Here is a 21,990-nt window from a genome sequence, read left to right as displayed (position 1 = left end):
GAGAGTTAGAAACGCCGTGAACTTAATTGATCGCGGGCGCCGAAGAGCCGGTCACCCTATTCCGTTGACGCTGCCGTTCATGCCGACGTGCTCGCCGATGTTGCCCGCCAGCCACTGGTTCTGCGCCAATGTCTCGAAAACACAGATCAGCAACAGTTTTCGACTGCGCCTGCTCACCGAGTACTCGAGGTCGGGCGCGGTTTCCGGACCGCGCAGCGCGCTGCTGATGCCTTTGCGCAGGTTCGGTTCCGACAGCAGCCAGAACAATTCCGGCCCGATCAGCACCGATTGCCCGCCGGTCTCGTGGAACCAGCGACCGGCGAATTCGATCAACAGGTCGGTGAACGCGTCCCCGCTTTCCACCGACTCGGTGAGTTGGCTCAGCGCACCCGATCGGTCCACACTGCTCTGGATCACCGAGGCGAGCCTGCTCGCTACTTCACGAAACTGATCGACGTCCTGGTCCTGCCAGACTGTGAGAGACATGCGTTTTCTCCATCGAAGTAGTCGAGCGTGGGTGAGTTACTAACTACCTCCGGCGTCGCCGCGTGATTATCGGTGGTTGACCAGCTTTCGGCCGTCGGCGTCGAAGGTCTTGAAACGCATCGGAGTGTTGGGTCCGGCGGCAAAGGGCGCCGCCGCCGGCTTCGCGACCTCGTGCCCGTTGGCCTGCGCATGCCCGTTGAGCTGTGGCGATATCAGCTGCTCCGGCATCTCCTCGGCAGTGACGTATTGATCGATCTCCGCGGTCACCATGTCCGGGACCGATCGCGCGGCGGTGCTGCGCCCGAGCAGAATCAGCGTGAGGTGCACCGCGAACAGCAGGGTCAACGGCATTCCGGCATAGATGATCAATGACACCGGGCCGCCGCCGATCTCGCGCGCGTATTCGATATTTCCGGCGACCGATACCAGCGTCGAAAGCACGAAAAGCCCGGTCGCATACCACCAGCCGGCGCTGCGTTTCGGGAATGACGCGGTGGCGACGATGGAGCCGACGACAAGGCCGTCGATGGCGATCGGCACATTGGAGGCCAGGTCGGCTTCCACCAGGTTGCGCACGGCCAGATGGTGTAGTGCCGCAAAAGACATCTCGAACGCCTTGAGCGCGACTACCGACGAAACGATCAGCGACAGATACAACGGACGCGGCCGTAGGATGCTGCGCCAGCGAGACCAGGACGGTGGACGGCGTGGCATTACCGGCTGCGTCATTGATTCAGCAGGTAACCCCGGCGTGATCGTCGTCATAGCGGGGAGCGTAGCGTGCAGATAGCCCAGCACCCCGGAGCGCATCGGTCGAGTCGCGTTTATCGATCGGTAAAGCCGCAACCTGGCATTGTGGTATCTGGTGCTGTACTACCTACGCGCGCAGACGTTCACGGCGGAGTTGCTCGACTTCCGGCATCGGCAGCGGAGCCAATTCCGCGACGCCGAGCGCCCGCGCCAGCAGCAGATCGGCCAATTCGGGATTGCGGGCCAGCGCGGGGCCGTGCATATAGGTGCCGATCACCGAGCCCTGCACCACGCCCTCGAGTCCGTCACCGACCCCGTTGCCGACACCACGGGTGACCTTCGCCAGCCCCGTCGCGTCGCCACCGAGTTTGGTACCGCCCCGGTGGTTTTCGAATCCGGTCAGTGCGGCGGTGAGCCCGGACAGCAGGGGAGCGGTGGTCACTTCGCCGATCGCGCGCTTGGGCTGCGGCGAGGTGGTCACGTCGATCATGCCGACGCCGTCCACGCGCTCGCCCGACGAGGTCTCATACCACTGGCCGAGCACTTGGATGGCGGCGCAAATGGCAAGCACCGGAGTGCCGTTCGCGGCCGCCTGCTGCAGCCCGGGGTAGCGCTGCAGATGCCGGGTGGCCAGTCGCTGCGCCGAATCCTCCGCGCCGCCAAGGGTATAGATGTCCAGCGAATCGGGAACCGGGTCGGCCAGCGTGATCTCGACGACCTCGGCGGCATAACCGCGCAGCCGCAACCGCTGTCGCAGCACCAGCGCGTTACCGCCGTCGCCGTAGGTGCCCATCACATCGGGCAGCACCAAACCGATGCGGACCGTAGATTCGCTCATGACTGCACCTCGCTGGCGCTCGGTTCCGTCATGCGCGATGCGCGCTGTGACATGATTCGTTCGCTTCGCTCACTCATGATTTGGCCTCGAGGTCGCGGTTGAGATCCCGGAATGCGGTGTAGTTTGCCAGCACCTCGACGTGCCCCGCCGGGCAGGAGGCGATGGCGCGCAACGGATTCGGCACCGTGGTGTGTTCGACGCCCGCGTAGGTGAGACGCACCGCGAGGTCGGTGGCCCGCTCGCCGGAGGCGACCACCTGGACGCCCTCGAAGTGCTCGAACCGCACGTCCCACAGCCAGGACAGGTCCTCGCCGTCGGGCACCTGCCCGTTCACCGCGATCACCAGTCCGGCCGAACTCGGCTCGATCATGGACAACGCTTCCTGCCAGCCCGCCGGGTTCTTCGCCAGCAGCAGCCGGGCGGCGTGCTCGCCGACCTGTACCGTGCGGTAGCGGCCCGCGATCTCGCGCACCGTGCCCGTCGCGGTGACCGCGGCCGCCGGATCGGCGCCGAGCGCGATGGCCGCGGCGACCGCCTGGGCGGCATTGCCCCGGTTGGCCCGGCCGGGCAACGCCAGTGTCAGCGGGAATCGCTGCTTATCCGGGCCGACCAGATCATCGCCGTCCAGCCACCAATCAGGTTCTGGCCGTTCGAAATCCGCGCCGGTACTACGCCAGTGTTCGCCCTCCCACAGGATCGGCTCGCCGCTGCGCGGGCAGCTGGTCGCGTCCATCGCCCAGCCGCTGCCCGCGGCCACCCACACCACGTTCGGGTGGTCGTAGGCGATCGAGGTCACCAGCACGTCGTCGCAGTTGGCGATCACCACGGTGTCGGGGTGGCGGGCCAGGCCCGCGCGCAGCTTGCGTTCGATCATGTTGATCTCGCCGACCCGGTCCAGCTGGTCGCGACTCAGGTTGAGCAGCACCACGGCGGCGGGGTTCATCGCGTCGGTGACGTGCGGCAGGTGCAGCTCGTCCACCTCGATGGCGGCGAGCTCGACACCGCGATGGGCGCTGAGCGCGGCCACGATGCCCGCGTCCATGTTCGCGCCGTCGGCCTGGGTGGCGACCGCGCCGAGCGTGCTGAGCGCCGCGGTGGTCATCCTGGTGGTGGTCGACTTGCCGTTGGTGCCGGTCACCAGCACCGTGCGGCGGCCGCGGCCGAGCTGGTCCATGATCGTCTTGTCGATCTGCAGCGCGATGAGCCCGCCGATCATCGATCCCTTGCCGCGTCCGGCCTTCTGCGAGGCCCACGACGCTGCCGCCGCGGCCCGCAGGGCGATACGCCCGCGCACCGAAATGTCTGCCACGCCGCGAGTCTATGTTCGACCGGCGTTACCGGCGCGGCCCGGGCCAGTGGCGTAGCCCACCCGGTGCGGCTAACCCTGGTACAGCTTGCTGTTGTAGTTGGCCGGGGCGTAGTGGCGTTCGAGTTCCTCGATGGTTTCGGTGGTATCGGGCTGCACCTCTTTGACCAGGTGCGGCCAGGACGGCAGGCCGTCGTCGGGCCACTGCTCCGGCTGCCACAGGTGGCTGCGCAGGAACGCCTTCGCACAGTGGAAATAGATCTGCTCGATGTCGACCTCGACGGCGAGGATCGGGCGGTGGCCGCGCACAACCATGTCGTCGAAGTAGGGGGCGTCGCGCACGAGCCGGGCCTGCCCGTTGATCCGCAGGGTCTGGCTGCGGCCCGGGATGACGAACAGCAGGCCGATGTGCGGATTGGCGAGGATGTTGAAGTGGCCGTCGGCCCGCCGGTTGCCGGGGCGCTCGGGAATCGCGAGGGTGCGGTCGTCGAGGACCCGCACGAACCCCGCCGGATCGCCCTTCGGCGACGCGTCGCAGTTGCCCGCGGCGTCGCTGGTACTCATCACCAGGAACGGAGTGGCCGCGATCCAGTCGCGATCACGGGGATGCAGCGTGACCCGCTCCTTGTTCGCGGCGCGGGATCCCACCTCGCCGAGCAGATTTCGCAGGTCGACGGGGTCGGTGATCTGATCTACAGGCTCGCGCATACCCCGATTCAAGCATCCGAATCATGGTGGGCAGCGGGGAGATCGATCACATCAGAGCTGGACGTCGAACATGTTGGGCTGGCCCGCGGCGTAGCGATCCGCGTCGATCCGGCGCAGTGGTTCGAGCTCGGCCGCCCGGTACAGCGTGAACATCTTGCAGCGTTCGGCGTTCGAGCCGTCCACGTCGAGTAGCGCGTTCACCGCCGCGCGGGCCGACTCGTTGGCGCCTTCCATAGTGGCCAGGTCCACGTTGGTGCGGACGTAATCGCCTGCCAGGAACAGGTTTTCGAGTGCGCCGTGCGGTTCCGGCCGGAACTCCCATGACCCAGCGGTATTGATCAGCAGCGGGTCGGCGTTGGCGTTGCGGTGTGGACCGTCCTGCCAGGTGATGCCGGGGTCGAGATGCCAGGAGTGCAGGTCGGCGTCGCGCAGCACGTCGCCGCGATCGTTGAGATGCGCCGCGATCTGCGCCCACACCTCGCGGGCGATCTCGTCGTGGGTGCACTCCTTGGCGGGCTTGCCGTACAGCATGCCCGGCGTGTTCCAGTCGGAGACGTCGACCGAGAGACAGTCCTGCACGGTGCCGTCGCCGAAGTCGGTGAACTTGCGGGCCCACACCTGGTTCTGGTTGATCGAGGTGAGCGCCCACGGTGCGTCGATGTAGGCGGTGTGGCCCCGGGAGATATCGGCGGGCCTGCGCAGATAGAACTGGATGCCGTTCATCCAGTCGGAGAAGAGCCGGTCCATCGTGGCCAGTTCGGGGCGCACGGCGAGCACGTCGGGCGACCACAGGGCGCGCGCCTGCTCGGCGGGCACGGCGACCACGAAGTAGTCGGCGTCGATGGTGCGTTGCGCGCCCGACTTGTCCACCACCCGGGCCGCCGCGATCCGGCGATCGCGCACGTCGAGCCCGCGCACCTCGGCGCCGAGCTCGAACTGCACGCCGAGCTCGCGCATCCGCTGCAGCCACGGCTCGATCCAGACCGCGTTGGTCGGCCCGTTCAGCACTCGATCGAGACCGCCGTCGTTGCCGATCTCGGCCGGGTTGCCGAGGAACTGCTCGCCCATGTTGCCGATGGTGCGGACGCTGGCGATGTCCTCCTTCGCGGCGACCATGATGCTGGTCAGCGTGCGGGAGAGCAGTGCACGGAATTCGTGGGAGCGCGCGTTGCCGCCGACGTAGTCGCGCCAGGAGGTGTGCTCCCACTGGCCGAGGCGGCGGGCATCGCAGCTGCTGTTGAACACCAGCAGGCGGTTGGCGAAGTAGATGCCCTCGGCGGCAGGCATGTTCAGCGTGGTCGAGATGGTGGCGCCGAGGGTCTCGCGGAAACTGTCCGGGGTGAACCCAGTGCGGGCGCGCGGGCCGAGCGGCAGCCGGAAGTCGTCGCCGTCGCGCCGGGCGAAGCGGGCCTCCGGCACCGCGACCAGGTTGTTCCAGACTCCATTGGCGTTGCCCGGGAAGGGAATTCGCCGCATGGTGTCGGGCACGTGCTGATAGAAGCCGGGGAAGAAGCGGAAGCCGTGCTCGCCGGGCAGCTCCGGCCGGCCGGCCGAACCGGTGCCGGGCACCGGCACGCTGCGCGCCTTGCCGCCCCACGCGCGGCGCTCGAAAATCGTTACCTGGAAGCCACGTTCGATCAGCTCGTGGGCCGCGGTCAAGCCCGCGACGCCACCGCCGAGTACCGCGACCCGCCTGCCCGGACTACCCGCGGCAGGCCCCGATCTCAGCGCGCCGGCCGTCAGTGCCCCCGCTGTCGCTACCCCCGCCACAGCCGTTCCGCGAAGCAATGTCCTCCGCGATACGGTCCACCGATTTTCTGCCATGCGCCGCTCTGTGCTTAGCCTCGGGACCTTTATTACACGTTGTCACTACTGTAAAGCGGCAGGTCCGCACCGGCGTACCCGCCCCGCGCCTGGCCCGAGGTGAAGGCTGATTCGGTCGGCGAATGTGAGCATAGCGATATCGGCTGTCGGATAGGCAAACCCGTGCTGTCAGTTTCTCGAACCTCTTGGCGCACATAAATATCCGTGCCGCCCGGTCCGCTCGGCGACACGAGCGGAGCAGACGGCACGACGGGGTGCGCGCGGTGTCAGGCGGCCATGCGCATTCGCCTGCAAACTAGGCCTTGACGAGTTCCGGTGTACCGGCGGCCGCATCGAGCTCCGCGGCCTGGGCGCGGTCGACCTTCGAGCGCTTGCCCGCGGTCGCGGCGAACGCGCCCGCGATCACGATCACGCCGCCGATCAGCGAGAGCGGTGTGGGGGTCTCGTCGAGGAACGCCCACGCGGCGGCGATGCCGACGATCGGAACCAGCAGGGTGAACGGCGCGACGACGCCGGCGGGGTAGCGGCTCATCAGATAAGTCCACAGGCCGCTGCCGACCACGGTCGCGAGGATGGCGGTGTAGGCGATCGCGGCCAGCGCGGGCCAGCCGGTCGTGGAGAAGGAGTCGACCACCGCGCGCAGGCCGGTGGTCGGGCCCTCGGTCGCGGCGGACAGCACGAACATCGGCAGCGGCGGGACGACCGCGATCCACAGCGTCAGGTGCATGGTGTTGAGGCCGGGGGATTCGACGGTGGCCTGCCGCGCACCGATATTGCCGAAGGCCCAGCCGAGCCCAGCCGCCAGCGTCAGCAGCACCGGCAGCACGGAGGCGTGTTCGAGGCGATCCCAGCCGATCACCGCCATGCCCGCCATCGCAACCACGATGCCGCCCACCTGTATCGGCCGGATCCGCTCGCGCAGGAACAGTGTGCCGAGCAGCACGGTGAACGGCGCGGACGACTGCAGCACCAGCGAGGCGAGCCCGGTCGGCATGCCCGCGCGCATCGCGGTGAACAGGAACGCGAACTGCAGGATGCCGAAACCCGTGCCGTACAACAGGAGCCAGCGCATCCGGACCTTGGGGCGCGGGACGAACAGCAGCACCGGAAGCGCGATGACCGCGAAGCGCAGCGCCGCGAAGAAGAACGGCGGGAAGTGGTCGAGGCCCGCGCGCAGGGCGAGGAAGTTCAGTCCCCAGAGTAGGACGACGGTGAGTCCGAGCAGGCGGTCACGAGCGGTCATGTGGTCAATCGTGCGCGCGACTAACCATCAGAACAATCGAATTAATGTGGACTATTGCTGTAGTTTTACTTCATGATCGAAGAGTCGCTCTCGGCTCGGCAAAACCGTGGTTGACCAGCCGGATGGGCCGCCGATGTCGGTCGAGCGGCTCCGGGTACTGCGCGAGTTCGCCGATCGCGGCACCATCGCCGCCGTAGCCGCCGCGCTCTCGATGACCCCGTCCGCCGTTTCGCAGCAGCTCAAGGTGCTCGCCAAGGAGGCGGGCGTGGCGCTGCTCGAGCCCGACGGCCGCCGCGTCCGGCTGACCGACGCGGGCCGGGCGCTGGTGGTACGCGCGGACGAGGTGCTCGCCGCGATGGATCGCGCCGTGGCGGAGATGGCCAACTATCGCGGCTCGCCGCGCGGTCGGGTCCGGGTCGCGCTGTTCCCCTCGGCGGGCGCGCTGCTGCTGCCGCTGGTGCTGTCCGCGCTGTCGCACAGCGGCGTCGACCTCGTCGCGAGCGACGTCGACCTGCCGCCGTCCGAGGCCACCCGGCTGCTCGCCGATTTCGACGTGGTGCTCACTCATCGCGACGAGCGAGCCGCGCCCATCGCCGACCCGCGCATCGTGGTGCGCCTGCTCATGCGCGAACCCATCGATGTCGTTGTCGCGCCGTTCCATCGGCTGGCCGGCCACGCCGCGGTGGCGCCCGAGGAACTGGCCGATGAGACCTGGCTGAGCGTGCGCGGCGGCTACCCGATCGACGACGTGCTCCGCTCGATCGCCACACTGACCGGTGTGCAGCCTCGAATAGCCCAGCGGCTCAATGACTTCCGTGTCATCGAAGCCTTGGTCGTCAGTGGCTACGGTGTCGCGTTGATGCCCCGCTACTCGGTGGTGCACCAGGATCTCTCGCTGCTGCGCCTCACCGGCGTCCGCGCCGCCCGCATGTTCGAGCTGGCCACCCGCCCCAGGGCCGAGAGCAGCCCGGCCATCGCCGCGGTCCTCGCGGCCTTCCGCGATGCCGCGGCGAGCATTGTCGCGGAGTCGGCACCTCGGTCGACCATGCGGCGCGAGAGCTGATTTCGTCTACCGGGCCGATTGTCGGCTTTCCACAGGCGATTTCGTGACACTGGGTGGACTGGGGTGAGAAGGCGCAGGTACAGAGATCAGCTGTAGAGCTTAGGGGGCCGAACACCGTTGCGTCGTTGGCGCATTCCCACAACGGCCGGGTGCGACCTGTGAGAGTTCCGTACATGTCGAATCATGCATTCGCGAAATAGATTGCAGGACAGGCCGTCCGAATCGATGAAGGATTTTTGACACGATGCGTGATATCTCCGAGTTCTCCACTCGCAACGGTGGATTCCGAAGCGTGGTGGTCACCGCGGTCGAGGTCTCCTCCGCGCTCGGCGCCGATGCGGAGTCCACGTGGAAGGGCCTGTTGGCGGGGGAGAGCGGCGTTCGGTTGCTCGATGACCCGGAGGTCGAGCGCAGTCGGCTGCCCATCGATATCGGCGCGAAGTTCACGAGCGACCCGACCGCCGAGCTCGATCGAATCAAGAAGCGGCGCATGTCCTACGTCCAGCAGGTCGCCTACGTGATGGGCAAGCGGATCTGGGAAACCCTCGGCGCGCCCGAGGTGGACAAGGACCGGCTCGGCATCTCGATCGGCACCGGCGTCGGCGGCGCCGAGGTCATCGTCGACTCGAACGACATCCTGCGCGATCAGGGCTACCGCAAGGTCTCGCCGTTCGCGATACCGATGGCCATGCCGAACGGTCCCGCCGCGGTCCTCGGGCTCGAACTCGGCGCGCGGGCGAGCGTGGTCACGCCGGTGTCGGCCTGTTCGTCGGGGTGTGAGTCGCTGGTGCACGCCTGGCGCTCGATCATCCTCGGCGAGGCCGACATCATCGTCGCCGGTGGCGTCGAGGGCCGGATCAATGCCCTTGCGCTGGCAGGCTTTACGAATATGCGCGCGCTGAGTTCGCGGGTGGCGGAACCGGAACGCGCCTCGCGCCCGTTCGACCGCGACCGGGACGGTTTCGTCTTCGGCGAATCGGCGGCCCTGCTCGTGCTGGAGACCGAGGAGCACGCCCTGGCTCGCGGCGCCCGGCCGCTGGCCCGGCTGCTCGGGGCAGGCTTGACCGCCGACGGCTATCACCTGGTCGCGCCGGATCCTGAGGGTCGGGGCAATGCCAGGGCCATGCGTCGTGCGCTGGAGACCGCAGGCGTCGACGGTGCTGAGGTGGACCACGTCAACGCGCACGCCACGGGAACGCCGTTCGGAGACTTGGCCGAGGCCAAGGGAATTGCCGTCGCGATCGGCAAGCACCCTGCGGTCTACGCACCCAAGTCGGCGCTCGGTCATTCGGTGGGCGCGGTCGGTGCACTGGAGGCGGCGATCTCGGTGCTGAGCCTGCGCGACGGCGCGATACCGCCAACCCTCAACCTGGACAACCAAGATGCCGACATCGATCTCGATATCGTCAGCGGCGCAGCGCGATACACCGATGTCCGGTACGTGATGAACAATTCGTACGGCTTCGGCGGTCACAACGCCGCGGTCCTGTTCGGCAAGTACTAGCAAAGAGTGCGGCCCCGGTGCGTATACGCCAGGGCCGCAACATCTTTCGGGTCTAGTGCCCCATCGGACCGGGGTGGTGGTACTGCTGCGCGCCGACGTAACCGAAGTCGTCGGCGACCATCGCGCCCAGTTCCAGCAGGGCCCGCCGGGTCGGCTTGCTGACCAGTTCCAGGTCGATCTCCGCGCCTTCGGCGAGGTGATCGTCGAACGGCACCACCTGGACCGCGCGGGTGCGGTCGAGGAAGAGCTTGCGTAACTGGTCGAGGTCGACCGTGGACGCGCCGCGGCGGGAGGCGTTGACCACGACGACGGTGCGCTCGACGAGCTTGCCGTAGCCGTGGTGGTCCAGCCAGTCCAGCGTGGCCGAGGCGCTGCGCGCGCCGTCGATGGCCGGTGAGGTGACCAGCACCAGCGAGCTGGCCATATCGAGCACGCCCGCCATGGCCGAGTGCATCAGGCCGGTGCCGCAGTCGGTCAGGATGATGTTGTAGAACGACTGCAGGATGCCGATGGCCTTGCGGTAGTCGGCCTCGCTGAACGCCTCGGAGACTGCCGGATCCTGTTCGCTGGCAAGCACTTCCAGTCGGCTCGGCGCCTGCGAGGTGTGTGCTCGCACGTCCGAGTACCTGCTGATGTGCTGGTCCTCGAGCAGGTTGCGCACGGTGGAGCGGGTCTGCCGCGGCACCCGGTGGGCGAGGGTGCCGAGGTCGGGGTTGGCGTCGATCGCGATGACGCGGTCACCGCGCAGCGACGCGAACGTCGAGCCGAGACCGACCGTGGTGGTGGTCTTTCCGACGCCGCCCTTGAGCGACAGGATCGCGATCCGATAGTCGCCGCGCACCGGCTGATTCACCCGGTCGACGAGGTCGCGGTAGACGACGTCGGCCGCGGACTCGCCGGGGTTGAGCACGCCGCCGGTGGCCTTGTGCACCGCACGCCGCCATCCGCTGCGCGGCGCGCGCCGGGCGCGCTTGAGCAGGTTCAGGTCGTTGACCGAGTGGCCCGGCTGGCCGGGCGCGGGCACATGCTGCGGCTGGAACGGCTGCGCGGGCTGGTGCGGGTTCGGCCCGCCCTGCCAGTTCGGCGGTGGCACCTGCCCCATCGGCGGTCCCTGCGGCTGCTGCCCCATCGGGGCGGGCGGCGGCTGATACGCGGGCGGTGGCGGCGGCTGGTGGGTCACCGGCGGTGGCGGCGGCGCCCAGCTGTAGATCGGTCCGGCCGGTTGATCAGCTTGCGGCGCAACGGCTTCGGCGTGCTCGTGCGGCACCCGGCGGACCAGGCCGTCGGGGCCGATCTCCTGCCGGTATTCGCCGTAGCCCGGATTCTGCTGCTGCTCGGGCGCGATCTGATGGCTACCGCTGTGCGCGGCCATCGGCTGGTACTGGCCGGTCTGGTACGGCTCATATGTGCCGGGTGGCGCGAACGGCCCGGCATTCGGCGGCGCGTAGCCGCCGTACTGCTCGGCGGAGCCGGGCGGCGGCGGGAAACCCTCGGGCGGGCCGTAGGACTGCGGCGGCATCGCCGCGTGCGGATAGGACACGGTCTGGTCCGTCGAGCCGCTGAAGTCGGGCTCGGCCGATTCCTGGTCCGGCTTGTCCGTCGCTTCGGCCGCCTCGGACTCCGCCACTTCCCCATCGGGCAGCTCTGCCGAGGAATCGGCGGCTTGCTCCGACTCGGTGCCGTCGGCCGTGTCCACCGATTGACTCTGCAGCCAGGGCGGTGAGGTCGGGTTGTGGTCGTTTGTTGTCACAGTTCCCCCATCTGCTCGGGACTACGAGCAGAGAGCTCGGCGCTTGAGTGCGAAACCAACGCTAGCACGGGGTTCGCGGGCTCGCGTCGCGGTAGGTAAGGCGGACGCGCCCGTATGACACGCCGCTGATATCTGGTCTCCGACAGCAAGATCGAGAGCCGGGCACGGGGTCGACCAACGACCACCATGCCCGGCTCTACCGTACTCGACCTGCGCTATCAGCGTGCTCGGTTGGTCGAGGAGACCACCGCACGCGCTGACAACGATTGCGTTCTAGTGCGCGCGGTTGACCGCGGAGACCACCGCGCGCAGTGACGCGGTTGTGATGGAGGTGGCGATGCCGACGCCCCACACCACCTTGTCGCCGATCGCGCACTCCACGTAGGCGGCGGCCTGCGCGTCGTCACCCGCGGACATGGCGTGCTCGGAGTAGTCCAGCACCCGTACGTCGAAGCCGACCGTGGCGATCGCGTCGATGAACGCGGCGAGCGGGCCGTTGCCGGTGCCGGTGATCTCCTGCTCTACTCCGTCGACCTTGACCACCACCGCGATGGTGTCGGTGCCGCCGTCGGTCTCGGACGCGGTGACCTTCTGCCGGATCCGCTCCAGCGGCTGGATCGGGCTCAGGTACTCGCTGGCGAAGACGTCCCACATTTCCTTCGGGGTGACCTCGCCGCCCTCGCCGTCGGTGATCCGCTGGACCGCCTGGGAGAACTCGATCTGCAGCCGACGCGGCAGCGCCAGCCCGTGATCGGTCTTCATGATGTAGGCGACGCCGCCCTTGCCGGACTGCGAGTTCACCCGGATGACGGCCTCGTAGGTGCGCCCGACGTCCTTCGGGTCGATCGGCAGGTACGGCACCGCCCAGATCATGTCGTCCACGTCGGCGTCCGCGTCGTCGGCGGCGACCTTCATCGCGTCCAGGCCCTTGTTGATGGCGTCCTGGTGGCTGCCGGAGAACGCGGTGTAGACCAGATCGCCGCCGTACGGGTGGCGCTCGGCGACGGCCAGCTGGTTGCAGTACTCGACGGTGCGGCGGATCTCGTCGATATCGGAGAAATTGATCTGCGGGTCGACGCCGCGGGAGAACAGGTTCATGCCCAGGGTGACCAGGCAGACGTTGCCGGTGCGCTCGCCGTTGCCGAACAGGCAGCCCTCGATCCGGTCCGCGCCGGCCTGGTAGCCCAGCTCGGCGGCGGCCACGGCGGTGCCGCGATCGTTGTGCGGGTGCAGCGACAGCACGATCGACTCGCGGCGGGCCAGGTTGCGGCTCATCCACTCGATGGAGTCGGCGTAGACGTTCGGCGTCGCCATCTCGACGGTGGCGGGCAGGTTGATGATCAGCGGCTTGTCCGGGGTCGGCGCGATGATCTCGGAGACCGCGTCGCAGACCTCTTTGGCGTACTCCAGCTCGGTGCCGGTGTAGGACTCCGGGCTGTATTCATAGCGCCAGTTGGTGTCCGGGTAGCGCTTCTCGATTTCCAGGCACAGCGCCGCGGCGTCGGTGGCGATCTTCTTGACCGCCGCGCGGTCGGCGCGGAACACCACCTTGCGCTGCAGGATCGAGGTGGAGTTGTAGAAGTGCACGATCACGTTCTGCGCGCCGGCGCAGGCCTCGAAGGTCCGCTCGATCAGCTCGGCCCGACACTGGGTCAGCACCTGGATGGAGACGTCGTCGGGGATCGCGCCGTCCTCGATGATCTCGCGGACGAAGTCGAAATCGGTCTGGCTGGCCGACGGGAAGCCGACCTCGATCTCCTTGTAGCCCATCCGCACCAGCAGATCGAACATGCGGCGCTTGCGGGCCGGGCTCATCGGATCGATCAGGGCCTGGTTGCCGTCGCGCAGGTCGACCGCGCACCAGCCGGGCGCGACATCGATGATCTTGTCCGGCCAGGTGCGGTCGGGCACGGTGACCGGCTCGACCTCCTCGGCGAACGGCCGGTACCGGAAGGTCGGCATCGAGGAGTTCTTCTGCGCGTTCCACGCGGCCTGGTCGGCCGGGGCGGGCTTGGACGGCGGCGTGATGGTGCGCGAGCCGGATACGAAGGCGTCAGCAGGGGACATGGCGATTACTCCGAGGGTGTGGTGTTTCCCAAAGGGTGGGTCGACCGGCGCGGCGAAACCCCGCGACGGGAGCCGGTCCGATCAGACCCCGTCGCGGCGGCTGAGAAGAAGTGCCCGCTGCATGATGTCGGCAGTTTACCGTGTGGCAATACGCCTCCGGAACCCCGGTCCCGTCGTCTGTTCAACCGACCGTGCCACTAGCGTTCGAGCCGGAAACAAACGCTTGTACGGACCGTTTGGTCCGACGGGACGTCGAACGGATTGTGTTATGACTTGGCTGGAACAGCTGGCCGTCTTCGGTGCGGGCATCGCGGCGGGCGGCATCAATACGATCGTTGGTTCGGGCACGCTGATCACCTTCCCGGTACTGCTCGCCTTCGGGCTGCCGCCGGTGACCGCGAATGTCTCCAACACGATCGGTCTGGTGCCCGGCGCGATCAGCGGTGTGCACGGCTATCGCCGCGAACTAGCCGGACAGCGCGAACGACTGCTGCGCTTCGGCACCGCGTCGCTGCTCGGCGGCATCACCGGCGCGGTACTGCTGCTCACGTTGCCCGCCAACGCGTTCAAGGCGATCGTGCCGGTGCTGATCCTCGCGGCGCTGGTGCTCGTTGTCGTGCAGCCGAGGCTGTCGCGGTGGGTCAAGCGGCGGCGCGAGAACGGCGACAGTCCCGCGCCGAAGCACGGTGGCCCGATCCTGCTCGTGCTGATCTACGCGGCCGGTGTCTACGGCGGCTACTTCGGCGCGGCACAGGGTGTGTTGTTGATGGGGATGCTCGGTGTGTTCGTGCACGACGACATGCAGCGACTCAACGGCATCAAGAACGTGCTGTCGATGCTGGTGAACGCGGTGGCCGCGCTGATCTTCATCGTGATCGCCGACGTGGACTGGCGCGTGGTGCTGCTGATCGCGCTCGGCTCCATCATCGGCGGGCAGCTCGGTGCGAAGATGGGCAGACGGATGCCGCCGACCGCGTTGCGCGCGGTCATCGTGGTGGTCGGCCTCATCGCGGTGGTCCGACTGTTGATGACTTAGGAGGTGGCACGTGACTTCGGCGAACAGCGACGCAGCGCCGGTGCCGCGGCGGGTCCGGTCGTAGTGGTCCCGTCAGGGTCGGCGCCATCGGCGATCTCAGGGTGCAATTCATCCCTGCGGGGGACGACCGCCGTGCCGTTGCGGCACAAGATGATCGGCATGCGTGGGTGGAGGATCGTCGTCGTTGCCGCGCTGGCAGCGACGCTGGCGGCGAGCGGCTGCGGGACGCCGAAGAAGCATGAGCAGGCCGTGGCCGACCTGGTCGCCCAGGCCGATGCCGCGCCGACGCCGCGGCTGGACTGGGCGCCGTGCCAGGAGAAATCCCTGAGCAAGCTGCAATGCGCGACGGCGACGGTGCCGGTCGACTACGCGCACCCGGACGGTCCGACGCTCGGGCTCGCGCTGGTTCGTCAGCCCGCGACCGAGCAGTCGCGGCGCATCGGCACCCTCTTCACCGCGGCGGGCGGGCCGGGCGGTTCCGGCATCCACTGGGCGAGCACCGGTCCGATGTTCCCCGGCGAGATCGCCCGCCGCTTCGACGTGGTGACCTTCGATCAACGCGGCGTCGGGCGCAGCTCGCCGGTGCGCTGCTTCGCCGATGCCGAAGCGGAGCAACGATTCTGGGCCGGCGCGTCGATTCCGCCGGTGAATGCCGAGCAGGAGGCCGCGCAGGCGCGCTTCAGCCGCGATCTGTCGGCAGGCTGCGCGGCCGACAGCGCCGCCCTGCTGCCGCACCTGACCACCGTCGACGCCGCCCGCGACCTCGATCTGCTGCGCCGAGCCGTCGGCGACAAGCGGCTGACCTACGAAGGTGGTTCGTACGCAAGCTATCTCGGCGAGGTGTACGGCGCGGTCTTCGGCGATCGGGTGCGGGCGCTGAGCCTGAGCTCGATGATCGACCCGGACGCCTACACCTCCGACACCCGTGCCGAGATCGCCGCCGCGGCGACGGGCACCGACGAGGTGCTGTCGGAGTTCTTCCGGCTGTGCGCCCAGGCGGGTCAGTCGCGCTGCGCCTTCGCGAGCACGGGCAAGGCGCCGGCCGATCCGATCGGGCAGATCCGCAGCGACCAAAAGGCAAGCGACGGTGCGGATTTGCGCGCCCGCGATCTTGCCTTGCTGGACCGGCTGCGGCAGGGGCCCGTGGTGGTCGGCGAGGGCGAGCATGCCCGGACGGTCAGCTATGCCGACGTCATCTCGCCGCACACGCTGATGCTGTACGACCCCAAGGACGGCTGGCCCGCCCTGGCCCAACTGCTCGCCGAACTCGAGCGCGGCGCCGCGGGCAACCCCGACGTCGTGCGCGCGATCCTGGACGCGAACGCGGTGCCGCCGGGATTCCTCGACTCGTACACGGCAATCTCTTGCGCGGACAACACCTTTCCCCGCGAGCCGGAGCAATGGCCGGCGATGGCAAAGGAATTGGGCGCCGACGACGCCACCTTCAGCTCGTTCTGGCTGTACCTGCGGCAGGCGTGCGCCTCGTGGCCGACCCCGCAGGGTGGCTACCCGCAGCGCTACGCCGGTCCGTGGATCCTGCGCTCGGACGTACCCGCGCTGCTGTTCAACAACCGGTTCGATCCGGTCACGCCGCTGACCGCGGCACGCAAGGCGCAGCAGGCCCTGGTGAACGCGCGCCTGGTGGTCGTCGAGGGCGGTTATGGACACGACACCACCGTCGACTGCACCCGGAGCCTGCAGGAGCGCTACCTCATCGATCAGCAACTCCCCGCGCCCGGCGCGACCTGTAAGGCCGATCGGGCACCGTTCACGGACTGAGCCGCCGACCCCTGTTGTCCATCTGCCGCAAGCGTTTTGTGGCCTGCTCGTCATCCTGCCGTTCCCCCCGCCGGGCGCGGCCGCGGTCCCATCCGGCGGGACAATGGAAGGGAGGCAACGGATGACAGTGAGGCAACAACTGTTCAGTTAGCGGGAATACCGGTAATCTGCGCTCGGCCATGCGTGATGAGGGAGGTGGCTGGGTGCGAAGACGTACCTTCTTCAAAGCAGCGGGTACGGCCGCGCTGTTCGGTGCTACCGCGGCAACGCTGCGGGCCACCGCACCGGCGTCCGCGGACCCGGTGTGGAACCTGCTGTTCCAGTCGTGGGTACCGGAAATCTTTGCCCCACTACCCGACCCGCCCGAGCACACGCCCGCGATCGTGATCGGCTCCGGCTTCGGCGCCGCGGTCACCGCGTTGCGGCTGGCCGAGGCGGGGATCGCCAACACGGTGCTGGAGCGCGGGTCGCGCTGGCCCAACGATCCATGGCGGGAGATCTTCACCGGCGACGACCTGCCGGACGGGCGCGGCTTCTGGCATCGCACCAGCTTCACCGGCGTCAGTAAGGTGCCGATGACATTCGCCAGCTTCGGCGGCGTCCTCGACTGCACCACCTATCCAGGCATCGACGTCTGGCGTGCGGCCGCGGTCGGCGGCGGGTCGGTGGTCTTCACCGGCGCGATGGTGGCCCCGGAGCGTCGCTTCTTCGATCACCTCTTCGGCGGCACGGTCGAGTACGGCGAGCTGGATCGGGTCTACTACCCGCGGGTGCGGGAGATGCTGCGGCTCAATTCGATGCCGGGAGACATCTACGGCGCCAAGCCGTTCGCGCACTCCAGGGCGTGGGACGACCAGGTGCGCAAGGCCGGTTACCAGCCGACGCCGAACGACTCGATCTTCAACTGGGACATCCTGCGGGCCGAGCTGGCCGGCCGGAGCCGGGAGTCGGCCACCGCCGCCCGCAGCAACCTCGGCAACTCCAACGGCGCCAAGTTCGACCTCAATCAGAACTATCTGAAGTACGCGGAGGGCACCGGCCGGTCCGCGATCTTCCCCGGCCATCAGGTGGAGTCCATCGCCCAGGAGCCGGGCGGCCGGTTCTCGGTCCGGGTGACGAAGCTGGCGCCGACCGGCGAGGTGCTGGGCACCCGCACGCTCACCTGCGACCAGCTCTTCCTCGGCGCCGGCTCGGTCGGCACCTCAGAGCTGCTGGTCCGTGCGCAGGCGACCGGCGCACTGCCCAACCTCAACGAGCACGTCGGCGACGGCTGGGGGACCAACGGCGACGTGGTGCTCGGCCGTGGTGCGAGCGCGCTGGCCGGTTTCGGGCAGGGGGTGCCGAGCGCGAGCCGGATCTTCGACGAGTCGGGCCTGCCGCTCAGCCTGGAAAGCTGGTACATCCCCGGCATTCCGTTCGAGACGGGCGCGCTCGCCTCGCTCGGCATGGTGCTCGACCCGGCCCGCGCGCGGTTCGGCTACGACGCGGCCGCCAATCGGGTCGGCCTGTCCTGGCCGAGCCGGAACCGCGACGACATGGTGGCCGCGGCCCGCGCGGTCGATCACCGGATCGCCGAACGGGCCGACGCGGTGCTCGAATACGGCGCCCTCGGCTACGACGCCAACGCGCTGTTCACCGCGCACCCGCTGGGCGGCGCGGTGCTCGGCAAGGCGACCGACGGCTACGGCAGGGTGCATGGGCACCCCGGTCTGTACGTGATGGACGGTGCCGCCATTCCGGGCAGCACCGGCACGGTCAATCCGTCTCTCACCATCGCCGCGCTCGCGGAGCGCAATATCGAGGCCATCATCCGCACCGGGAAGTAGCGATCCGGCCGCAGCGCGGTCGTGCCGACTAATGTCGGCACGACCGTTCGGCGTTGAAGGGACACCCAGGTGACAGCTGCGAGTACCACTCCGGTCAGCGAGGAACTTCCGGAGGGCGATTACCCGCGTAAACCGCCCGCGCTGTGGACCGACTTCTGCATGCTGGCGCTGGCCATCGTGTCGGTGGCGCTGGTCGTCTGGATCACCTTCTTCGACGTGGCCGCGCGCACCCATCACACGATCGTGGTCGTCGACTGGACGATCTGTGGCGTGTTCGCCGTCGAGTTCCTGTGGCGCTGGCGCCGGGCGGGCTGGCCGTGGACGTTCCCGTTCGTCTACTGGTACGAGGTCCTCGGCATGATCCCGGTGACCAGCCCGTTCTTCCGCGGGTTCCGGTTGCTGCGGATCGTGGTGATCGTGGTCCGGCTCGGCCGGGTCGCTGATCGCGTGTTCGGTGACCGGATCACCGCCGCGGTGGTCAACCGGTTCGTCATGACCATCGTGGACACGATCAAGCGGCCGATGACCATCGCGGTGATGGACGAGGTCGCCTCGGTGATGCGCACCGGCCACTACACCCGCAATATCGCGGCGGCGCTACAGGAGAACCGCGCCGAGATGGACGAGATGATCCTGGAGCTGATCAAGAAGGACCCGCAGGCGGGCCGGGTCCGCTACATCCCGTTCCACGACGACATCATCCGGCTGATCGCCGACACCACGTTCCGCATCCTGTTCCAGGTGCTGGAGGATCCGCGCACCGACGAGCTGGTCTCGGATGTGTTGCGCGAGAACATCGATCAGATCCGGCACGCGGTGCGCAACGACGTCCGGGTGCCGCCGTCCGCGTACGGCCCGACGCCGGCCGAACACAGCGTGCGGCATCACCTCAGTCGGATACCCCGTGCCTGATCTCGTCCCGCGGCTGCGCGAATTGGATTGTTTCCCAGACGATCAGGATGGCGAGCACCGCGCACAGCATGGCCAGTGCGGCCAAGGCGGGCAGCGCGGCGGCCAGTGGGATCAACGCGAGCAGCGCGACGATGACGATCACCCGCGGCAGGCTGACCTGTCCTGTCGCATAGTGTTTCGCGCCGACCAACGCGATCAGATACAGCACAACTCCGCCGTACAACGCGAACAACGGAATTCCGTACAACGCGTCTTTCAGCGTGTGATGTGACTCGTCGCCGACATAGTAGAGGACTTTCTTCAAACCCAGTGACAGCGCGATGATTCCGACGATCATCGGGAAATGCCAAAAGGTGTAGGCGCCCCGCGCGATCTTGATCTGCCGTGCGCCGTCGGCATGCTTGAGCTCGTGTTCGATGGAGAGTGCGGCGACATCGAAATACGTCCACCACAGCAGTCCGGATACCGCGAGCCCGAGCAGTGCGCCCACCGCGATCGGCCACGAGATAGGCAGTCCGGCAACCCCGATACCGATCGAAACGATCGATTCGCCCAGCGCGACGATAATGATCAGTCCGTACCGCTCGGCGAAGTGGCTGGCCGAATTCAAGCGCCAGTCGGTGCCCGCGAACAGCGTCCACAGATAGTCACCCGCGATGGCGGCGATCCACAAGCCGATCTGGACCGCGCCGGAGGTCATCGCCGCGATCACCAGCAGCGTGGTGCCGAGGGTGATCGAGCCGAGCGACCAGCGCAGCACCTGACCGCGCAGCTGCGCGTCCTCGGCGCTGGCCAGCCAGAACATGCCGACGTGCACCAGTCGCACGATCAGATACGCGATCGCGAAGACCAGCGGGCCGTACCAGCCGCCGGGCAGATCGTGGAAGGCCTCGGGGATGGCGAGCGCGGCGAGGAACGCACCGCCCATCGCGGCGAACATCGCGACCCTGGCGAAGCCCTCGTCGGCGCGAACCACGTTGCCGAGCCAGGAGTAGGCGATCCACAGCCACCACATCACCGCGAGCACGAGAAACGCGCGCAGGATGTTCTTGACACTGGTCTCTTCCGCCGCCAGGTCGGTGACCATGGTGAACGCGAAGACGAGCACCAGGTCGAAGAACAGCTCGAGCTGTGTCACCGACTCACCTTCGGCCACCGCCTGCAGCCGAACCCGTTTGGAACCGATCATGCTGCACATAGTCGCACCCCGATCGGGTCGACGGGTGCTTGCTGGGCTGCGCGTCGCTCGATTTCGCTCAGGGCGTGCGGCTACTGCCGGTTATTCGTTATAGCTATACGGCTTCATTGTTTCCGCTTCCGGAAACGTCTCGGCGAACTCGATGAAATTCTGCACCGCGATCTCGTTCTGCTTGCGCACGGTGCGCTTGAGTAGTAGTCCGGGCACCGGGATGGGTAGGTAGACCTCGGCGTGGAACCAGACGTCGGTGGCTTCCGCACCCCCGCTGACCTCGAACCAGCCGCCGCCCTTCGCGCCCCGGGAACTGTCGGTGACCTGCCAGGACGATCGATTGCCTGCCCAATCGTATTCCAGCACTTGCAGATCGGAGCTGCCGAGCAGTTCGGTCTTGACGAAAACTCGAACCGGCCTGCCCGCGTCGTCACGTGTTGCGACGCGAGCATCGGTATATCCCGGCGACCATTCCGGCAGCATTTCGACAGCGGCCAGCGCATCCATCACTTGCGCGGAATCGGCGTCGACGACGAATCGAATATCGGTTCTCGTGCGCATGCAAAACCTTCCGACCCCCGATGGACAACTCAGCCCGATTCTCTCTATCGGTTATCTGATTCGTCAACCTCGTCGCCGAGTCGGATAGTCCGTTCGCGCGAGCGACGTGGTCTTTTGTGTCCAAAAGCGGACATCGGAAGTGCCTGAACAAGTTCCATGCGGAAGATTTGTGCCATCTTCCAAGTGGTGTGCAGCGCGGATGTCGTCGAAAGTCGGTACCCGACCGCATCGCCGAATCGGCGCGCGAGGGCGCGTCACAATGCGGCCATTGCGACGGCGGCCGTCGTCAGTTGGCCGGTTCGACTATCGCGTCGGGTCCCGGATACACCAGCGACTCGCGCCCGTCGGCGTAGCGCACGAGGTAGGGGGGTGCTCCTTCCGGTCCGCGCACCTCGATGATCTCCCCGTGGCGATCACCTTGGCCCACAACGTGTCCGTGCACGAGCAGTCGATCTCCGACATTCGCCATCATCGACTCATTATCGGATGTCGGTGACGCGCGTCACAAGGATTCGGCCATGGAGACCGGGTGGTCTTCACGCCTCGATGACCCGATCGACCGCGGCCTTGATCAGTTCCTGACTCTGTTCCTCGGTGAATACGCCCGGCAGCGTGAGCCGGTCCACGATCAGCCAGTTCAGTGCCAAATAGAGCAGTATTACCGACTTTTCGTCGCCGGGAAGTCCGGCGTCGAGGTGGTTGCGCACGTTGAATTCCATGTCCGCGCGCACCCGCTCGGTCAGCACGGCGCGCAGTTCCGGTCGCCTGGTCGCCTCGAGGCGCAGTTCGAGCAATGCGAGGTAGCCGGTGCGGTAGGCCTCGATGCGCTCGACTACCTCTTGCATCAGCTTCGTGATGTGCGCGCGATTCTTCGGGCCGTCGGCCAGCTGGGTCATGGCGGCCGCGCTCGGCGCCAGCCGTTCGTAGAAGCGGCTGCCCGCCTGGGTGAGTAGGTCGTCGCGGTTGGCGAAGTAGTTCGACGCGGTGCCCGCGGGCACCGCCGCCTCCTTGTCCACCGCGCGGAAGGTGAGTCCGCGCGCTCCGTCGCTGGCCAGGACCTCGATCGCCGCATCGAGCAGGGCCTGTCGGCGCTCGGGATTAGTTCGCACTTGACACCACTCCATTCGTAGTACTATCTTTTAATCACT

The 21,990-nt window shown here is 67.6% G+C and carries 19 protein-coding genes; 6 read left to right on the top strand and 13 right to left on the bottom strand.

Features of this window, described 5'->3' with window-relative positions; all coding sequences use genetic code 11:
* Positions 1-51 precede the first annotated feature (51 nt).
* The 7 genes from ABZ942_RS07415 to ABZ942_RS07385 form a co-directional block, all read right to left on the bottom strand.
* A complete protein-coding gene (locus ABZ942_RS07415) occupies positions 52-486 on the bottom strand; it encodes a hypothetical protein (protein ID WP_357379871.1) in 435 nt (144 codons plus the stop codon).
* A 66-nt stretch (positions 487-552) separates the two neighbouring features.
* The gene (locus tag ABZ942_RS07410) at positions 553-1,251 is read right to left on the bottom strand and encodes a DUF2637 domain-containing protein (RefSeq protein WP_357379870.1); all 699 of its coding nucleotides are present in this window, start codon (positions 1,249-1,251) and stop codon (positions 553-555) included.
* Positions 1,252-1,363: 112 nt separating this feature from the next.
* Positions 1,364-2,074, bottom strand: a complete 711-nt coding sequence (locus ABZ942_RS07405) for a glutamine amidotransferase (protein WP_357379869.1) — start codon at positions 2,072-2,074, stop codon at positions 1,364-1,366.
* Positions 2,075-2,147: 73 nt separating this feature from the next.
* Positions 2,148-3,383 (bottom strand): MurT ligase domain-containing protein, encoded by a 1,236-nt coding sequence (locus tag ABZ942_RS07400; RefSeq protein WP_357379868.1) that lies wholly within the window; start codon positions 3,381-3,383, stop codon positions 2,148-2,150.
* Between the two features lie 69 nt (positions 3,384-3,452).
* On the bottom strand, positions 3,453-4,088 hold the full coding sequence (locus tag ABZ942_RS07395) for a pyridoxamine 5'-phosphate oxidase family protein (protein ID WP_357379867.1): 636 nt from the start codon (positions 4,086-4,088) through the stop codon (positions 3,453-3,455).
* Positions 4,089-4,139: 51 nt separating this feature from the next.
* Positions 4,140-5,912, bottom strand: a complete 1,773-nt coding sequence (locus ABZ942_RS07390) for an FAD-dependent oxidoreductase (RefSeq protein ID WP_357379866.1) — start codon at positions 5,910-5,912, stop codon at positions 4,140-4,142.
* 295 nt (positions 5,913-6,207) lie between these two features.
* Positions 6,208-7,155 (bottom strand): EamA family transporter, encoded by a 948-nt coding sequence (locus ABZ942_RS07385; protein ID WP_357379865.1) that lies wholly within the window; start codon positions 7,153-7,155, stop codon positions 6,208-6,210.
* 133 nt (positions 7,156-7,288) lie between these two features.
* Between ABZ942_RS07385 and ABZ942_RS07380 the strand changes: the two genes are divergently transcribed.
* Both ABZ942_RS07380 and ABZ942_RS07375 read left to right on the top strand, forming a co-directional pair.
* On the top strand, positions 7,289-8,218 hold the full coding sequence (locus ABZ942_RS07380) for a LysR family transcriptional regulator (RefSeq protein WP_357379864.1): 930 nt from the start codon (positions 7,289-7,291) through the stop codon (positions 8,216-8,218).
* Positions 8,219-8,462: 244 nt separating this feature from the next.
* Positions 8,463-9,722, top strand: a complete 1,260-nt coding sequence (locus ABZ942_RS07375) for a KasA/KasB family beta-ketoacyl-ACP synthase (RefSeq protein WP_357379863.1) — start codon at positions 8,463-8,465, stop codon at positions 9,720-9,722.
* A gap of 52 nt (positions 9,723-9,774) precedes the next feature.
* On the opposite strand, the gene ABZ942_RS07370 is transcribed toward ABZ942_RS07375, so the two are convergent.
* Entirely contained in the window at positions 9,775-11,418 is a 1,644-nt protein-coding gene (locus ABZ942_RS07370; protein WP_357380353.1) for an AAA family ATPase, read from the bottom strand.
* 327 nt (positions 11,419-11,745) lie between these two features.
* Positions 11,746-13,539 (bottom strand): 2-isopropylmalate synthase, encoded by a 1,794-nt coding sequence (gene leuA, locus ABZ942_RS07365; protein WP_357379862.1) that lies wholly within the window; start codon positions 13,537-13,539, stop codon positions 11,746-11,748.
* Positions 13,540-13,807: 268 nt separating this feature from the next.
* Between leuA and ABZ942_RS07360 the strand changes: the two genes are divergently transcribed.
* From ABZ942_RS07360 to ABZ942_RS07345, 4 genes are all read left to right on the top strand, one after another.
* Positions 13,808-14,575 (top strand): sulfite exporter TauE/SafE family protein, encoded by a 768-nt coding sequence (locus ABZ942_RS07360; protein WP_357379861.1) that lies wholly within the window; start codon positions 13,808-13,810, stop codon positions 14,573-14,575.
* Positions 14,576-14,734: 159 nt separating this feature from the next.
* Complete coding sequence (locus tag ABZ942_RS07355; protein ID WP_357379860.1) at positions 14,735-16,354, top strand: alpha/beta hydrolase; 1,620 nt, start codon at positions 14,735-14,737, stop codon at positions 16,352-16,354.
* Between the two features lie 203 nt (positions 16,355-16,557).
* Entirely contained in the window at positions 16,558-18,180 is a 1,623-nt protein-coding gene (locus ABZ942_RS07350; protein ID WP_357379859.1) for a GMC oxidoreductase, read from the top strand.
* Between the two features lie 69 nt (positions 18,181-18,249).
* Positions 18,250-19,092 carry an ion transporter gene (locus ABZ942_RS07345; protein WP_357379858.1) on the top strand — a complete coding sequence of 281 codons (843 nt, stop codon included), beginning with the start codon at positions 18,250-18,252 and terminating at the stop codon, positions 19,090-19,092.
* Here ABZ942_RS07345 and ABZ942_RS07340 read toward each other — a convergent pair.
* The 4 genes from ABZ942_RS07340 to ABZ942_RS07325 form a co-directional block, all read right to left on the bottom strand.
* The gene (locus ABZ942_RS07340) at positions 19,070-20,281 is read right to left on the bottom strand and encodes a low temperature requirement protein A (protein WP_357379857.1); all 1,212 of its coding nucleotides are present in this window, start codon (positions 20,279-20,281) and stop codon (positions 19,070-19,072) included. The two genes, ABZ942_RS07345 and ABZ942_RS07340, sit on opposite strands and share 23 nt — an antisense overlap.
* Before the next feature lie 90 nt (positions 20,282-20,371).
* Entirely contained in the window at positions 20,372-20,842 is a 471-nt protein-coding gene (locus tag ABZ942_RS07335; protein WP_357379856.1) for an SRPBCC family protein, read from the bottom strand.
* A gap of 286 nt (positions 20,843-21,128) precedes the next feature.
* Positions 21,129-21,314: a DUF1918 domain-containing protein gene (locus tag ABZ942_RS07330; protein ID WP_357379855.1), complete on the bottom strand. Its 186-nt coding sequence runs from the start codon at positions 21,312-21,314 to the stop codon at positions 21,129-21,131.
* Positions 21,315-21,378: 64 nt separating this feature from the next.
* Entirely contained in the window at positions 21,379-21,966 is a 588-nt protein-coding gene (locus tag ABZ942_RS07325; protein ID WP_357379854.1) for a TetR family transcriptional regulator, read from the bottom strand.
* Between the last annotated feature and the right edge of the window lie 24 nt (positions 21,967-21,990).

Origin of the sequence: Nocardia sp. NPDC046473 (assembly GCF_040645995.1) — a bacterium.
In the GTDB taxonomy this organism is placed as follows: domain Bacteria; phylum Actinomycetota; class Actinomycetes; order Mycobacteriales; family Mycobacteriaceae; genus Nocardia.
This window is presented reverse-complemented; position numbering and strand designations above follow the sequence as displayed.

Coding starts and splice junctions, on each gene's coding strand:
- ABZ942_RS07415 (WP_357379871.1), bottom strand. CDS start 486: ATGTCTCTCACAGTCTGGCAGGACCAGGACGTCGATCAGTTTCGTGAA.
- ABZ942_RS07410 (WP_357379870.1), bottom strand. CDS start 1,251: ATGACGACGATCACGCCGGGGTTACCTGCTGAATCAATGACGCAGCCG.
- ABZ942_RS07405 (WP_357379869.1), bottom strand. CDS start 2,074: ATGAGCGAATCTACGGTCCGCATCGGTTTGGTGCTGCCCGATGTGATG.
- ABZ942_RS07395 (WP_357379867.1), bottom strand. CDS start 4,088: ATGCGCGAGCCTGTAGATCAGATCACCGACCCCGTCGACCTGCGAAAT.
- ABZ942_RS07390 (WP_357379866.1), bottom strand. CDS start 5,912: ATGGCAGAAAATCGGTGGACCGTATCGCGGAGGACATTGCTTCGCGGA.
- ABZ942_RS07385 (WP_357379865.1), bottom strand. CDS start 7,155: ATGACCGCTCGTGACCGCCTGCTCGGACTCACCGTCGTCCTACTCTGG.
- ABZ942_RS07380 (WP_357379864.1), top strand. CDS start 7,289: ATGTCGGTCGAGCGGCTCCGGGTACTGCGCGAGTTCGCCGATCGCGGC.
- ABZ942_RS07375 (WP_357379863.1), top strand. CDS start 8,463: ATGCGTGATATCTCCGAGTTCTCCACTCGCAACGGTGGATTCCGAAGC.
- leuA (WP_357379862.1), bottom strand. CDS start 13,539: ATGTCCCCTGCTGACGCCTTCGTATCCGGCTCGCGCACCATCACGCCG.
- ABZ942_RS07360 (WP_357379861.1), top strand. CDS start 13,808: ATGACTTGGCTGGAACAGCTGGCCGTCTTCGGTGCGGGCATCGCGGCG.
- ABZ942_RS07355 (WP_357379860.1), top strand. CDS start 14,735: ATGCGTGGGTGGAGGATCGTCGTCGTTGCCGCGCTGGCAGCGACGCTG.
- ABZ942_RS07340 (WP_357379857.1), bottom strand. CDS start 20,281: ATGATCGGTTCCAAACGGGTTCGGCTGCAGGCGGTGGCCGAAGGTGAG.
- ABZ942_RS07335 (WP_357379856.1), bottom strand. CDS start 20,842: ATGCGCACGAGAACCGATATTCGATTCGTCGTCGACGCCGATTCCGCG.
- ABZ942_RS07330 (WP_357379855.1), bottom strand. CDS start 21,314: ATGATGGCGAATGTCGGAGATCGACTGCTCGTGCACGGACACGTTGTG.
- ABZ942_RS07325 (WP_357379854.1), bottom strand. CDS start 21,966: ATGGAGTGGTGTCAAGTGCGAACTAATCCCGAGCGCCGACAGGCCCTG.